The sequence below is a fragment of the Xanthomonas sp. SS genome (genome assembly GCF_014236835.1).
In the GTDB taxonomy this organism is placed as follows: Bacteria; Pseudomonadota; Gammaproteobacteria; order Xanthomonadales; family Xanthomonadaceae; genus Xanthomonas_A.
Genome location: NZ_CP051190.1, coordinates 3,246,227 through 3,260,121, shown reverse-complemented (window position 1 = coordinate 3,260,121; position 13,895 = coordinate 3,246,227). Strand labels below are relative to the sequence as shown.

The window sequence follows — 13,895 nt, the reverse complement described above, 5'->3', positions numbered from 1 at the left end:
TGTTCCCGCCGCGCGCCGGCGCGCTGCGACGTTTCCTCTACGAGTTTTCCGATGACCGACCGTCCCCGCATTCCCGTCCACGCCGTCCAGCCAAACCTCACGCCGCTGCCGCGGATCCGCAATGTCATCGCCATCGGTTCCGGCAAGGGCGGGGTGGGCAAGTCCACCACCGCGGTGAACCTGGCGCTGGCGCTGCAGCGCCAGGGCGCGCGGGTCGGGGTGCTGGATGCCGATGTCTACGGCCCCAGCGTGCCGGCCATGCTCGGCCTGAGCGGCCGCCCGGACAGCCCCGACAACAAGTCGATCGAGCCGATGCGCGCGTTCGGCATCGAGGCGATGTCGATCGGGCTGCTGGTGGACCAGGACACGCCGATGATCTGGCGCGGGCCGATGGCCACCTCGGCGCTGACCCAGCTGTTCACCGATACGCTGTGGGACGACCTGGACTACCTGCTGATCGACCTGCCGCCGGGCACCGGCGACATCCAACTGACCCTGGCGCAGAAGATTCCGGTCGCCGGCGCTGTGATCGTGACCACGCCGCAGGACATCGCCACGCTGGATGCGAAGAAGGCGCTGAAGATGTTCGAGAAGGTCGAGGTGCCGGTGCTGGGCATCGTCGAGAACATGGCGGTGCATACCTGCACGCAGTGCGGCCATGTCGAGCACCTGTTCGGCGAAGGCGGCGGCCAGCGCATGGCGCAGCAGTACGGCGTGCCGCTGCTGGGATCGCTGCCGTTGGCGATCGCGATCCGCGAGCAGGGCGACGCCGGCACCCCGATCGTCGCCGCGGCCCCGGACTCGGCTGCCGCGCTGGCCTATCTGGCGACCGCGCAGCGCCTGACCGAGGAGCTGCGCAAGCGGCCACGCGCGTCGATCCCGATTTCCGCCTCGCTGCTCTGAGCGCCGCCACGGCCGCCGCGAACGCGCCGCGACCGGCTAGAATCGCCGGTCACTGCGGCCCGCTCCGGCGTCGGCCGCGCTCCCGGCGGGCAGGTTCCGGCCTGCCGCCACAGGCATCAGGAAGACGTATGAGCATCAAGAGCGACCGCTGGATCCGCCGCATGTCCGAGCAGCACGGCATGATCGCGCCTTACGAGCCGGGCCAGGTGAAGCAGCTCAACGGCGAGCGCATCGTCAGCTACGGCACCTCCAGCTACGGCTACGACGTGCGTTGCTCGCGCGAGTTCAAGGTGTTCACCAACATCAACTCGACCATCGTCGACCCCAAGCGCTTCGATCCGAAGAGCTTCGTGGACATCGAGGCCGACGAATGCATCATCCCGCCCAACAGCTTCGCCCTGGCGCGCACCGTGGAATTCTTCCGCATCCCGCGCGACACGCTGGTGGTGTGCCTGGGCAAGAGCACTTACGCGCGCTGCGGCATCATCGTCAACGTCACGCCGCTGGAGCCGGAGTGGGAAGGGCACGTCACCCTGGAATTCAGCAACACCACGCCGCTGCCGGCGCGCATCTACGCCAACGAAGGCGTGGCGCAGATGCTGTTCTTCCAGTCCGATGCCGACGACGTGTGCGAGACCAGCTACAAGGACCGCGGCGGCAAGTACCAGGGCCAGACCGGCGTGACCCTGCCCAGGACCTGATTTTTCCCAACTGCACAAGGAGCGCGCAATGAACGACCCCAATCCCTACCAGGCGCCCGAAGCGCCGTTGCCATCGGCGCCGCTGGCGCTGGACGGCGCCGAGGTGCTGGCCGGCCGCGGCGAGCGCTTCGGCGCGGCGCTGATCGACGGCGTGATCGCGCTGGCGACCTTCCTGCCGCTGGCCGCGCTCACCGGCTATTTCGGCAGGGTTATGGACGCGGCGCGCGGTGGCGAGCCGATGCCGTGGCTTACCATGGCCGGCTACGCGGTGCTGTCGTTCGTGGTGTTCTTGGCGGTGCAGGGCTATCCGCTGGCCAAGACCGGGCAGACCTGGGGCAAGAAGCTGCTGTGGATCCGTATCGCCGATCTGGAGGGCGGGCAACCGCCGCTGTGGCGGCTGATCGCGCTGCGCTACCTGCCGACCCAACTGTTGGCGTTGGTGCCGATCATAGGCAACTTCTATGCGCTGGTGGATGCGCTGTTCATCTTCCGCAAGGACAAGCGTTGCCTGCACGACCTGATCGCAGGCACCCAGGTGGTCAACGTCCGCCGTTGATGCGGACGTGCCGGCCGCCGCGCATCGGCGGCCGGCAACGGCGCGACCGCGCCAGGGCCGATCGCATGGCTCAGGCAGTCGGGAAGTGGAGATCGCTGCAGCGAATCCCCAATCCCGACTCCCCAATCCCGACAGTTACTACTTGCCGCGCCCGAACAGCATGCCCACGCCGACCGCGACCAGGATCGCCGGCCACCAAGTGGCGATCAGCCGGCCCAGGCTGAGATTGGTCCAGCCCAGATTGTTGGCCAGGAACACCAGGCCGATCACGATCAGCACGATGGCGGCGATCACATTGGATTTCATGGAGACGCGGCTTCCGCTAAAAGGGCGCCTATCGTAGCCGTTGCCGCCACGCCGCAACACGGGTCTGCAGCACATCGGCGTCCAACCGCTGCGCCGTGCCGCTGCCCCATACCGGCCCGGGCCAGGCCGCGTCGCCTTCGTGGCGCCCGATCAGGTGCACGTGCAATTGGCGCACGATATTGCCCAGGGCGCCGATGTTGAGTTTGTGCACGCCCGGCTCGCCGCGCAGCAGCTGCGAGAGCTGGTTGATCTCGGCCAGCAGCAGGCGCTGTTGGGCGCCGTCCAGGTCGATCCACTCGCTGGCGCCGGCGACGCGCGGCACCAGCAGCAGCCACGGAAAGCGCGCGTCGTCCATTAACCGGACCTGCGACAGCGGGCCGTCGGCGACGAACGCGCTGTCGGCCTGCAGCCGCGGATCGAGTGCGAAATCGGCCATCGGCGCGGCTCAGCGCAGGTGTTCGGCGAGGAACGCGAGGCTGCGTTCGCGCGCGCTTTCGGCGCTGTCGGCATCGTAGTGGTTCGGATCCACATGGCGGTCGAAACCATGCCCGGCCGGATACACGTAGGTCTGCATCTGCGGCAGTTTCTCGCGGTGCTGCTGTACCGAGTCCGGCGGAATGCTGCTGTCCTGCGCGCCGAAGTGGAACAGCACCGGCGCCTTCGGGGCTTCGTCGAGGAACTGGGTATTGCGCCCGCCGTAGTAGCTCACCGACGGCAGGCCCAACCGCACCGCCGCCAGCAGCGCGACGCTGCCGCCCCAGCAATAGCCGACGGTGCCGACCTTGCCGGCCGGCGCCAGCGCCTGTGCCGCGGCCTGCACGATGTCCAGCGCTTTGTCGAAGCCGAGCGCGCCGACCAGTTCCAGGCCCTTGTTCACGCCGTCCTGGTCGTAGTTCAGCTGCATGTCCTTCTCCACCGGATCGAACAGGCCCGGCGCCAGCACTTCGTAGCCTTGCGCGGCGTAGTAGTCGGCGACCTCGCGGATATAGGCGGTGACGCCGAAGATCTCCTGGATCAGCACCAGGCCGCCACGCGGGGCGCCTTCCGGCACGGCGTGCCAGGCGGAGACCTGACCGTGCGGGGTATCGAGGGTAGTCCAGTGGCCCATGGTGTGTTCCTGTGGCGGGGGAGAGAAGCGACGATTATCCACGCCGGCGGCTAGGCGGCTGTCAACGCGATTGGGATGGGGTGTGCCATGCGCGGCGGCTTGCGGTGTTCGCCGCGCGGTCCGGCCGAGCGTTATAACCTGCGCGTTTTTCTCCTGGCACCCTCGGACCCAGGCCGGCGCGGCTGCAAGCCAAGATCGGCAGCGTGCAGCAATGCCTGGTCGATCTGCTCGAGGACGGCATCGCGGTGGCACGCTCGAAGGCCGATGCGCCGGAGATCGACGGCTTGGTGCACATCCAGAACGGCGCCAAGTGCGGCCTGCAGCCGGGCGATCTGGTCGACGTGGAGATCACCGACAGCGACGAGCACGATCTATTCGGCGAGGCATTGCCGATGGGCACGGCGCAACCGCGGCAGGCACTGAATCTGCAGGTGCTGTGAAGCCCGCAAGGCATTGCCAATCGCGCGTGCGCGACAGCCGGTCGCTCAGCGCGCCGCGTAGTCCACCGACACCACCACGAAGCTGTGGCGGCCGCCGGGCAGTTGCGCCTCGATCTCGTCGTCGATGCGCTTCTTCAGCAGCGCCCGCGCCAGCGGCGAGTCGATGCTGATCCAGCCGCGGCCGGCATCGGTCTCGTCCGGGCCGACGATGCGGTAGCGCAGCAGTTCGCCGCTGTCGGCATCCTCCAGCTCGACTACCGCGCCGAAGAACACCGCCTGCAGATCGGACGGCGCGGTGTCTACCACGCGCAGTGCCTCCAGGCGCTTGCTCAGGTAGCGCACGCGGCGGTCGATCTCGCCCAGCTGTTTCTTGCGGTAGGTGTACTCGGCATTTTCCGAACGGTCGCCCTCGGCTGCGGCCGCGGCCAGCGCCTTGACCACCTCCGGCCGGCGCACGCGCCACAAGTCCTCGAGCTCGGCCTTGAGCCGGGCGTGGCCTTCGGCGGTGATCAGGGCGGTGCTTTTCTCGGCGGGAGGACGCCAGCGGCTCATCGGGGTCGGCACTGCGGTGGAGCGGGGTGGCGATGCTAGCGCGTGCGTCAGTCTTGCGCACGCGCGGACGATGGCCGAAGCTGGCGCGGCCATCCACACGGACGTTGTTCGATGCTGATCCTGCCGTTGCACAAGCCGCTGTCGCGGGAGAATTTTCCGCTGATCACGCTGCTGCTGGTGCTGCTCAACGCGGCGGTCTATTTCGGCTGGCAGCGCCAGGACGCGGTGCCGCTGCAGCAGGCGCAACGCTATTACCTCGATTCCGGACTCGGCGCCTACGAAGCGCCGGCCTACGCGCGTTACCTGCAGCATAGCGGGCGCGGGGAGGCGCTGGCCCAGTTCGAGCGCGTGCCGGCTGCGCAGCAGGCGGAGTTCGTCGGTACCGCCAGCCTCAACGACGTGCGCTTCGTGCAGGCGTTGCGCAGCGGCGAGGCGTTCGAGGACCCCGCCGCGCAGCAGGCCTGGGCGCTGCTGCGCGCCCGCTACGACGCGTTGCTGGGCCGCGTGTTCACCTTGCGCCATCTGCAGCGCAGCTCCGAATGGTCGCCGGCGCGGATGCTGTCCTCGGCGTTCCTGCATGCCGACGCGTTGCATCTGTTCGGCAACATGCTGTTCCTGGTGGTGCTCGGCACCTTGCTGGAAGGCGCGATCGGGCGCTGGCGGTTCCTGCTGGTCTACCTGCTGGGCGCGATCGGTTCCAGTGCGGTCAGCCTGTGCTGGCGCTGGGGCGAGGCCGGCGGCGGTCTGGGCGCGTCCGGCGCCATCGCCGCGCTGATGGGCGCGTTCTGCGTGGTCTGGGGACGGCGGCCGGTGCGCTTCTTCTACTGGTTCGCGGTGGTGTTCGACTACGTGCGCGGGCCGGCGATCGCGTTGCTGCCGCTGTGGCTGGGCTGGGAGCTGTACAACCTGTTGGCCAACGGCGATGCGGGGATCGGCTTCGATGCGCATGCCGGCGGCCTGGTCACCGGCGCGCTGCTCGGTGCGGCGCTGGTGGCGCTGCGGCAGACCCGCGAAGCCTTCATGCGCGACGAGGCCGTGGCCGCTGCGGACGACCGCTGGGAGCGTGCGCAGCGGCATCTGGGGCGACTGGAGAACCGCGAGGCCGCGTTCCTGCTCGACGAACTCGCCGCCGAGCAGCCGCGCCGCTTCGATGTGGCGCAGGCGCGTTACCGGGTCGCGCGCAATGCCGGCGATGCGCGTGCCGCGCAGGCGCGCGCGATCGAACTGCTGCGCCTGCCGGCGACCACGGCGCAGGAAGCGCAAGCGCAGGCAGCGTTGCTCGGCGACTGCATTGCCGGTGCCATCGCCGTGGACGCGGCGACGCGAGCGCTGCTGTTCGATCGCTGGCTGGCGCTGGGCCGGCTGCGCGATGCCGAAGCGCTGCTGGCACAGGATGCGGCGGTGCCGCGCGCCGAACAGGCGCAGCACTGGTTCCGGCTCGCGCTGGGCCATGGCGAGCAGCAGACGCCCTCGGAGTGGCGCCGCCTGTTGCTCGCGGTGATCGAGCGCTACCCGGATCAGCCGCAGGCGGACAAGGCCCGGTTCCTGCTCGCCAACGCGTGAGTGCCGTTGGCGACGGCATGGCGCCCGGTCGCGCGCCGGTGCTAGGCCGGCGCGATGGTCAGCGCCTTCAGCGCCGCCTGCAACTTGCCGCGTTGCGCCTCGTCCTCGCAGCGCGCGAGCGCGTCCTGCAGCAGCGCGCGCGCCTGTGCGTCGTCGCCGAAGCGCTCGGCCAGCAACAGCGCCGCGCTCAGCGACCAGGCGCCGAATTCCGCCGCCTTGGGCCAGGCGCGCAGGGCGGCGAGCAGGCCGTCGAGCGAGAGCTTGAACTGCCCGGCGAGCTGCGCGCGCTCGGCCAGCAGCGAGGCCTGTTCCGGCAGCAGCGGGGCGAAGTCGGGATCGGTGTCGAGGGCCTCGCGCAGCAGCGCCAGTGCGCGCCGCTCCTGCTTTTCCTGCAGCAGGCGATTGATGTACTGGCGGGTGTGGTCGCGGCGGTCGTCGGCGCGTCCGCCGTTGCGCAGCAGGCGCTGGTACAGCTCGTGCACCGCCAGGCTGACCGCGCGCGAGCGCACTTCGCCGCGCAGCAGCTGCAGCGCCTCGGGCGCGTGGCCGTCGCGCACGAACTGTTCGGCTTCGTCGAGCACGCGCTGGTCCGGATCGTGGCGGCCATGCGTGGCGTCGTCGCCGGCGGCCGGTTCGTAGCCCAGCACCTCGTGGTACTGGTAGACCAGATACCCCATCAGATGGAAGGCGGCGAACAGGCCCCAGATCGTGACCACGCCGACCGCCAGGTCGCTGGCCAGCGGCGGCAGGTAGTGCTGCAGCCATCGGGCCGCGGTCAGCGCGCTGGCCTGGATCACGAACAGCAGGCCGAACGCGGCCAGGTACGGCCAGCCGATGCGCAGCGCCAGGCCGATCGACACGGCCGGATTCAGCGCGCGGCGCAGGCTGCCGTCGATGGCCAGCGAGATCAGGAAGCCGGGCTGCAGCAGCACCACCGCCAGCAAGGTCAGCAGGCCGGCGACCGGGCCGGCGAGCAGCGCCGCAGCGGCGACTACCGCGCCGAGCACGATCATCAGCGCCAGCAGCCGCAGCACCACCCCGTCGCCGATGTCGAAGCCGCGCTCGGGCGCATCCATGTACCCGTCGGCGGTATGCCGCAGGATCTCGAAGGCGTATTTGTAGATCGCCAGCGTGGTGACGATGCCGATGATCCAGCCGATGCCCGGCAGCATTCCCAGCAGGCGGCACAGGGTCAGCGCGATCAGTGCGAACAGCGCGCCGCCGTGCAGCGGATACAGCGCGATGGCGCGGGTGCGCGCCCAGAAAGGTTCGGGTGTGCTTTGGCGCGCGCGGCTTGCGCCGGCGCGATGACGGTCTTCCATGACGCCCCCTGCGTTCAATGTGCGCCGATTGTGCGACGCGCCAGGCGGGCGTGCAATCGGGGCGCGCTGGCGCGTTGGTCCGGGCGAGGTCGTGCCCGGCAGGGCGCCTTTAAGTCCCTCCGCGCATCGCGCTCGTGGGGCCAATGCGCGGTCGCGATGCGGTACAGGTGCGCAGCGCAAGTCAGGCAGGATCAGTTCGCGGCGTGCAGTGTTGCACTGGGCTGGGCGCTGCGACAGGCACGGCGTGTCCTCTGTGGCCTCGCTGCGGCATGCGGTACGGCGGCTAGAATGGATGTTCCACGGCGATTGTCGGCATTCCCAGGCGGCAATCCGCTGCGGGCACCGGCACTGCCAGCTCAACGCATGGAGTGTCGCTTGAACCCATCCGCCACAGGCAATCCACGTGTGCGTATCGAAAAGGTCGAGGTGCTGTCCGACAACTGGTACGTGCTGCGCAAGGTCATCTTCGATTTCCAGCGCAGCGACGGCAGTTGGCAGACGCTGTCGCGCGAGGCCTATGACCGCGGCAACGGCGCCACCATCCTGCTCTACAGCCGCGCCAAGCGGACGGTGATGCTGACCCGACAGTTCCGGCTGCCGACGCTGCTCAACGGCAATCCCGACGGCATGCTGATCGAAGCCTGCGCCGGGCTGCTCGACCAGCACGATGCGCAGACCTGCATCCGCAAGGAGACCGAAGAGGAAACCGGCTACCGGATCGAGAACGTGCGCAAGGTGTTCGAGGCGTTCATGAGTCCGGGCTCGGTCACCGAAAAGCTGTATTTCTTCGTGGGCGAGTATTTCGATCGCGACAAGGTCGGCACGGGCGGCGGCGTTGCCGCCGAGGGCGAGGAGATCGAGGTGCTGGAGCTGGCGCTCGACGTGGCGCTGGCGATGATCGAATCCGGCGAGATCGCCGATGGCAAGACCATCATGTTGTTGCAGTACGCCAGGCTGCATGGGCTGCTGGGGTAGGGCGTTTTTTTAGTGGTTCTGTACGTGTTTGGGATTGGCTGCGGGTGGTTTCGGAGTATAGGTCGCGGCTGAAGCCGCTCCTACAGGTGGGGTGCCGGGATCTGAAATGTATTGGCCGTGTCCGCAAGGCGCGCGCATCGCCGCGCCACCGGCCTTGCGGTCCGCCGCGCTCAGCGCTTGCCGCCGAAGATGCTGCCGAAGATGCCGCGCACGATCTGCTGGCCGATGCGGTTGCCGACAGTGCGCGAAGTCTGCTTGGCCATCGTCTCGAGCATACCCTGGCGGCGCTTGGTGCCGAACACCGCGTCCTTGACCGCCTGGCCGAAGCCGCTGTCCTGCGCGTCGTCCTGCTCGCGGGTGCGCGCCGCCGGTGCCGCGGTCTTCTCGGCCACCTGCTCGACCCGGCGCGCCAGCATTTCCGCCGCCGAATCGCGGTTGACCGCGGTGTCGTAGCGGTTGCCGACCACGCTGGCGGCGCGGACCTGCGCACGCTCGGCGTCGGAAATCGCGCCCATCCGGCAGCGCGGCGGCGCGATCAGGGTCTGCTGCACCGGCATCGGCACGCCCTTGTCCTGCAGCGTGGAGACCAGGGCCTCGCCGGTGCCGAGCTGGGAAATGGCCTTGGCCACGTCCAGCTTGGGATTGGCGACGAAAGTCTCGGCGGCGGTGCGCACCGCCTTCTGGTCGCGCGGGGTGTAGGCGCGCAGCGCGTGCTGCACGCGGTTGCCGAGCTGGCCGAGGATGTTGTCCGGCACGTCGTCGGGGAACTGCGAACAGAAGTACACGCCCACGCCCTTGGAGCGGATCAGCCGCACCACCTGCTCGATGCGTTGCACCAGCGCCGGCGGCGCGTCGTCGAACAGCAGGTGCGCCTCGTCGAACACGAACACCAGCTTGGGCTTGTCCAGGTCGCCCACTTCCGGCAATTTTTCGAACAGCTCCGACAGCAGCCACAGCAGGAAGGTGGAGTACAGCCGCGGCTTGAGCACCAGCTGCGCGGCGGCGAGGATGCCGATCACGCCGCGGCCGTCGCTGCCGACCCGCATCAGTTCGGCCAGGTCCAGCGCCGGTTCGCCGAAGAAGCCTTCGCCGCCGTCCTGCGCCAGGCGCAGCAGCGCGCGCTGGATCGCCGCCACCGACGGCGCGCTGACCAGGCCGTATTCGGTGGAGATGTCCTTGCGCTGTTCCACCACCAGGCCCAGCAGCGCGCGCAGGTCGTCCAGGTCGAGCAGCAGCAGGCCGCGGTCGTCGGCCAGCTTGAACACGATGTCGAGCACCCCGGCCTGGGTGTCGTTGAGCTCCAGGATCCGCGCCAGCAGGGTCGGCCCCATCTCGCTGACGGTGGTGCGCACTGGGTGCCCGAGCTGACCGTACAGGTCCCAGAACACCACCGGGTTGGCGGCCGGGACGTAGTCGGCCACGCCAATGTCCTTGGCGCGCTGCAGCACTTTCTCGCTGCCGTCGCCGGCCACCGCCAGCCCGGCCACGTCGCCCTTCACGTCGGCCATGAACACCGGCACGCCGATCCGCGAGAAGCCCTCGGCCAGGGTCATCAGGGTCACGGTCTTGCCGGTGCCGGTGGCCCCGGCGACCAGGCCGTGGCGATTGCCCAGGCGCGGCTGCAGCAGCACCGCGATGTCGTCGGTCAGGCCTTTGCCCAGCAGGATCGGGTCCATGAACAGCTCCGCGGTGAGGTGGGCGGATTCTAGGCGTTCGCGCCGGCGCCCGCTCGCCGCGACGGCGCCGGGGCCGCGGTTTGCCTGGCCTGAGCGATGAACGGATGCCCCGCCGGCGCGGTGCCGGCGCGTGCCCGACCTTGCCGCGATGTGACAGCGGCGGCTACCCTGCGGCCTTTCCGTCGTCGCGTCCCATCATGCCCCTTTCGTTCCGTATCACCCATGGATGGCCCGCCGTGGCTGCCTTGGCGCTGGCTTGCGCCGCGCCTTCTGCCCACGCCGAACGCGTCTCCGCGCGCGACAAGGCCGCCATCGAGGTCCTCGACCAGCGCCTGGCGGCGGCCGAGAAGCGCTACAACGACGCGATGGTGCTGGTCGGCAACAGCGACCCCAAGGGCACCCAGGAAAGCGATGCGGCGCTGGAGGACATCGAGGACGTGGTCGATGCCTGCATCAAGCAGCGCGGCTGCCAGGTCGGTACCTACCTGAGCGCGTACAAGCGCCTGCTCAAGGCCAAGGCCGACGCGCAGGGCGCGGCGACCGATGCCGATGCGAGCGACGATGACGCCACGCCGCTGCAGGCCGATCCGGACCACATCAGTCCGCTGGCCGCCAATGTGCCGGAAGCGGCGCGCGCGGCGAGCCTGCTCAACGACCAGCGCCATGCCTTCGACGCGATGGTCGAATACAACCCGGCGGTGCAGGCCGGCATCCGCCGCTGGCTCACCGACATGCGTCCGTCGCTGATGAACAGCTACGAGAACTACCAGAACCTGCGCGCGATCATGTGGCCGGAATGGGAAAAGCGCGGGCTGCCGGAGGCGCTGCTGTTCGGCATCATCGCCAAGGAATCCAACGGCCGCGTGCACGCCAATTCGCGGGTCGGCGCCGCCGGGCTGATGCAGTTCATGCCGGCCACCGGGCGCCGCTTCGGGCTGGGCCCGGACGGCACCGGCTTCGATACCCGCTACGACGCGCGCAGCGCCGCCGAGGCCAGCGCGGTGTACATCAACGAGCGCATGGCCGAGCTCAACCGCAGCATCGAACTGTCGCTGGCCGGCTACAACGGCGGCGAGGGCCGTGCCGCGCGCGTGTACAACCAGATGCAGGGGCGCAGCTTCTGGGATGCCCAGGTGTACAACCAGTTCCCGGCCGAGACCAAGGACTACGTGCCGATGGTGATCGCCGCGGCGTGGATCTTCCTGCACCCGCAGCAGTACGGCGTGGCGTTCCCGAAGATCAACGCGCAGCCGGCGACGCTGCGCCTGGCCAAGTCCACCACGATCTACGAGCTGACCATTTGCCTGGGCAGCGACGGCACCCGCGACGGCTACATGCGCGCGCTGCGCAACCTCAACCCGCGCTACGAACCCGATGGCTGGATCCCGGCCGGGGTCACCATCAACGCCACCACCAAGATCGTCGGCCTGTACAACCGCTATTGCGTCAGCGGCCCGCGTGCCGACCTGGCGCGTGCGCTGATCACCGCCGACGTCAATGCCGCGATCCGCAGCAACACGCCCGTGGTCGCCGATCCCACCGGCAACGTGGCGGTGGGCGACGTGACCCCGGTGGCCGGCGTGCCGACCACCATCGCCACCGGACGCCCGGCGCCGGTCAAGCCCAAGCCCAAGCAGGTGCGCAGCTACCGCGTGGCCAAGGGCGACACCCTGGGCCGCATCGCCGACCGCTACAGCTGCGACATCAAGCAACTGGCCAAGGCCAACGGCCTGCGCGCGCCGGGCTATGCCTTGAAGCCGGGGCAGTCGCTGAAGATGACTGGCTGCGACAAGTAGGGCTTCCCTTCTCCCCTCAGGAGAAGGTGCCCGAAGGGCGGATGAGGGTACGGCGCAGCAGCCAGGCGGGTGACGCTAGAAGGTTTCTCGCAAGCACTGCTTGCGGACGCACCCTCATCCGGCGCTGCGCGCCACCTTCTCCCGAGGGGAGAAGGGGCGTGCGGCGCATGCAACGCGCCGCGATGATCCAGTCGCGCCCCACATCAGAAGCGAAGCCATGATGCCCCTCTCCCGTCGGGAGAGGGGTTGGGGTGAGGGTACGGCAGCGCCAGGAATGCAAGGCCGCCAGGGCGCACTGTTGCCCCCCAATACCGCGACGTTGGATGAGCGCCTGCGTGCCCGGCGTTTAACCGAGCCGGACCGGCGCTTCCGCTGCCAGCGCCGGATCGAGCGTCGCCATGGTTGTCCGCGGCAGCACGATCACGGCGCAGCCGTAATTGAAATCGTGCCGCGCCGCAGGACAAGGACGGCGCCCCTGCGTCCGTCGCGTCGCCGTGCGTCAGCCTTGCTGCCGCCGCGCCAGCGCCTGGCCGAGCCGGACCGCGGTTTCCGCCGCCAGTGCCGGATCCAACTGCGCCACCCCCGGCGGTAACAGCACGATCACGGTCGAGCCGTAGTTGAAACGGGCCATTTCTTCGAATCGCTGTAAAACGATGCCCTTGCCGCGCCAGTCCTTGCGGGTGATGCGGTCGCCGTAGCGCGGGATTTCCACGCCGCTCCATACCGTCTCCACGCCGCTGACCAGCAGCGCGCCGACCATCACCGAGGCCATCGGGCCGAACTCGGTGTCGAAATGGCAGACCAGCCGCTCGTTGCGCGCGAACAGCCGCGGCACGTTGCGCACCGCGTCCGGGCCGACGCTGAACAGGCGTCCCGGCACGTGCACGGTCTCGCGCAGGGTGCCGGTCCAGGGCATGTGCACGCGGTGGTAGTCGCGCGGGGACAGGTACACGGTGGCATACAGGCCGTTGGCGAACGGTGCCGCGGCCGCGTCGTCGCCAAGCAGTTCGGCGGCGGTGAACGACTGGCCCTTGGCCTGGAAGATACGCCCGTCCTGGATCGGGCCGAGCTGGCTGATGCGGCCGTCGGCCGGCATCAGCAGCGCCTGCGGGTCGGGGGCGGCGACGCGTGCGCCGGGCTTCAGCGCGCGGGTGAAGAACGCATTGAAGGTCGGGTAGGTGCGCGGATCGGGCTCGGCGGCCTCGGCCAGATCCACCCCGAAGCGGTGCACCACGGTGTCGATCAGCCATTGCTTCAGCCCCGGCCGCGACGAGTAGGCCAGGCGCCGGGCCAGCGAGGACAGCAGCCGGTGCGGCAGCACGTAGGTCAGCGAGGTCAGCAGGCTCATGGCGCGGTCGCCTTGGTCAGCGCCTGAAGGTCCGCGGCGATCGCCGCCGGCTCGAACGGCGGGCGGATCAGCCCGGCCTGGCGGCCCTGCGGGTCGAGCACGGCGATCGCGGCGGAGTGGTCCATGCTGTAGTCGTTGGGGTTTTCCTGGAAATGCTTGCCGGGCACCTTCTGGAACACGAAGCCCAGCGCGGTGGCGAAGCGTTCCAGCTCCGGCACGTCGGCGGTGGCGGCGAGGGTGTCCTTGTGGAAGCCGTGCGCGTAGGCGCCCAGCCGCGCCGGGGTGTCGCGCTCCGGGTCGACCGAAACGAACAGCACCCGCGGGCGCAGCGTGTCCGGGATCGATTCCCACTGCTTCTGCGCGCGGGCCAGGTCGGCCAGGGTGGTCGGGCACACGTCCGGGCAGGCGGTGAAGCCCAGGAACACCAGCGTCCAGTGGCCTTTCAGCTCGCCGGGGATCAGCGGGGTGCCGTCGGACTGGCGCAGGTGGAAGTCGGGCAGGGCGCGCGGCTGCGGGTACAGGCGCACGCTGCGGGTCTCGGGCCACGCCGAAGCGCCGCCGCCGAAGTACTTCTGGGCCAGCAGCAGGCCCAGGCCGGCGGCCAGGGCGACTACCAGGACGATGCCGAAGTTGCGGTTGAACATACTGA

Annotated in this window: 14 protein-coding genes and 1 pseudogene; 7 read left to right on the top strand and 8 right to left on the bottom strand. The window is 69.4% G+C overall.

What is annotated here, in order from left to right; translation table 11 throughout:
- Positions 1 to 51: 51 nt before the first annotated feature.
- From apbC to HEP74_RS13500, 3 genes are all read left to right on the top strand, one after another.
- On the top strand, positions 52 to 903 hold the full coding sequence (gene apbC / locus HEP74_RS13510) for an iron-sulfur cluster carrier protein ApbC (RefSeq protein WP_185813312.1): 852 nt from the start codon (positions 52 to 54) through the stop codon (positions 901 to 903).
- A gap of 128 nt (positions 904 to 1,031) precedes the next feature.
- Positions 1,032 to 1,604, top strand: coding sequence for a dCTP deaminase (dcd, locus tag HEP74_RS13505; protein WP_185813311.1), 573 nt, complete (start codon positions 1,032 to 1,034; stop codon positions 1,602 to 1,604).
- 28 nt (positions 1,605 to 1,632) lie between these two features.
- Positions 1,633 to 2,160 carry an RDD family protein gene (locus HEP74_RS13500; RefSeq protein WP_185813310.1) on the top strand — a complete coding sequence of 176 codons (528 nt, stop codon included), beginning with the start codon at positions 1,633 to 1,635 and terminating at the stop codon, positions 2,158 to 2,160.
- Positions 2,161 to 2,298: 138 nt separating this feature from the next.
- Here HEP74_RS13500 and HEP74_RS13495 read toward each other — a convergent pair whose 3' ends face one another.
- Genes HEP74_RS13495 through HEP74_RS13485 form a run of 3 tightly spaced genes read right to left on the bottom strand, consistent with a single transcriptional unit; the run spans position 2,299 to position 3,574 of the window.
- A complete protein-coding gene (locus tag HEP74_RS13495) occupies positions 2,299 to 2,466 on the bottom strand; it encodes a LiaI-LiaF-like domain-containing protein (RefSeq protein ID WP_003467495.1) in 168 nt (55 codons plus the stop codon).
- 28 nt (positions 2,467 to 2,494) lie between these two features.
- Positions 2,495 to 2,902, bottom strand: coding sequence for an HIT domain-containing protein (locus HEP74_RS13490; RefSeq protein ID WP_185813309.1), 408 nt, complete (start codon positions 2,900 to 2,902; stop codon positions 2,495 to 2,497).
- Between the two features lie 9 nt (positions 2,903 to 2,911).
- Positions 2,912 to 3,574 (bottom strand): dienelactone hydrolase family protein, encoded by a 663-nt coding sequence (locus HEP74_RS13485; protein WP_185813308.1) that lies wholly within the window; start codon positions 3,572 to 3,574, stop codon positions 2,912 to 2,914.
- 140 nt (positions 3,575 to 3,714) lie between these two features.
- Here HEP74_RS13485 and rimO point away from each other — a divergent pair.
- Positions 3,715 to 4,014, top strand: a pseudogene (gene rimO / locus HEP74_RS13480) (30S ribosomal protein S12 methylthiotransferase RimO); the annotation flags it as partial.
- 45 nt (positions 4,015 to 4,059) lie between these two features.
- Here rimO and greB read toward each other — a convergent pair.
- Positions 4,060 to 4,566, bottom strand: a complete 507-nt coding sequence (gene greB, locus HEP74_RS13475; protein ID WP_185813307.1) for a transcription elongation factor GreB — start codon at positions 4,564 to 4,566, stop codon at positions 4,060 to 4,062.
- 111 nt (positions 4,567 to 4,677) lie between these two features.
- Between greB and HEP74_RS13470 the strand changes: the two genes are divergently transcribed.
- Entirely contained in the window at positions 4,678 to 6,129 is a 1,452-nt protein-coding gene (locus HEP74_RS13470; RefSeq protein ID WP_185813306.1) for a rhomboid family intramembrane serine protease, read from the top strand.
- Positions 6,130 to 6,170: 41 nt separating this feature from the next.
- Here HEP74_RS13470 and HEP74_RS13465 read toward each other — a convergent pair whose 3' ends face one another.
- On the bottom strand, positions 6,171 to 7,451 hold the full coding sequence (locus tag HEP74_RS13465; protein WP_185813305.1) for a hypothetical protein: 1,281 nt from the start codon (positions 7,449 to 7,451) through the stop codon (positions 6,171 to 6,173).
- A gap of 375 nt (positions 7,452 to 7,826) precedes the next feature.
- On the opposite strand from HEP74_RS13465, the gene nudK reads away from it, so the two are divergent.
- Positions 7,827 to 8,426, top strand: a complete 600-nt coding sequence (gene nudK / locus HEP74_RS13460) for a GDP-mannose pyrophosphatase NudK (RefSeq protein ID WP_185813304.1) — start codon at positions 7,827 to 7,829, stop codon at positions 8,424 to 8,426.
- Between the two features lie 170 nt (positions 8,427 to 8,596).
- Here the strand turns inward: nudK and HEP74_RS13455 are convergent, their stop codons facing one another.
- Complete coding sequence (locus HEP74_RS13455; protein ID WP_185813303.1) at positions 8,597 to 10,102, bottom strand: helicase HerA-like domain-containing protein; 1,506 nt, start codon at positions 10,100 to 10,102, stop codon at positions 8,597 to 8,599.
- A gap of 197 nt (positions 10,103 to 10,299) precedes the next feature.
- Here HEP74_RS13455 and HEP74_RS13450 point away from each other — a divergent pair, with 197 nt between their 5' ends.
- Positions 10,300 to 11,898: a transglycosylase SLT domain-containing protein gene (locus tag HEP74_RS13450; RefSeq protein WP_185813302.1), complete on the top strand. Its 1,599-nt coding sequence runs from the start codon at positions 10,300 to 10,302 to the stop codon at positions 11,896 to 11,898.
- A gap of 499 nt (positions 11,899 to 12,397) precedes the next feature.
- Here the strand turns inward: HEP74_RS13450 and asd are convergent, their stop codons facing one another.
- Positions 12,398 to 13,246, bottom strand: coding sequence for an archaetidylserine decarboxylase (gene asd, locus HEP74_RS13445; protein ID WP_185813301.1), 849 nt, complete (start codon positions 13,244 to 13,246; stop codon positions 12,398 to 12,400).
- Positions 13,243 to 13,890, bottom strand: coding sequence for an SCO family protein (locus tag HEP74_RS13440; protein ID WP_185813300.1), 648 nt, complete (start codon positions 13,888 to 13,890; stop codon positions 13,243 to 13,245). The genes asd and HEP74_RS13440 overlap by 4 nt, the downstream gene beginning before the upstream one ends.
- Positions 13,891 to 13,895 lie beyond the last annotated feature (5 nt).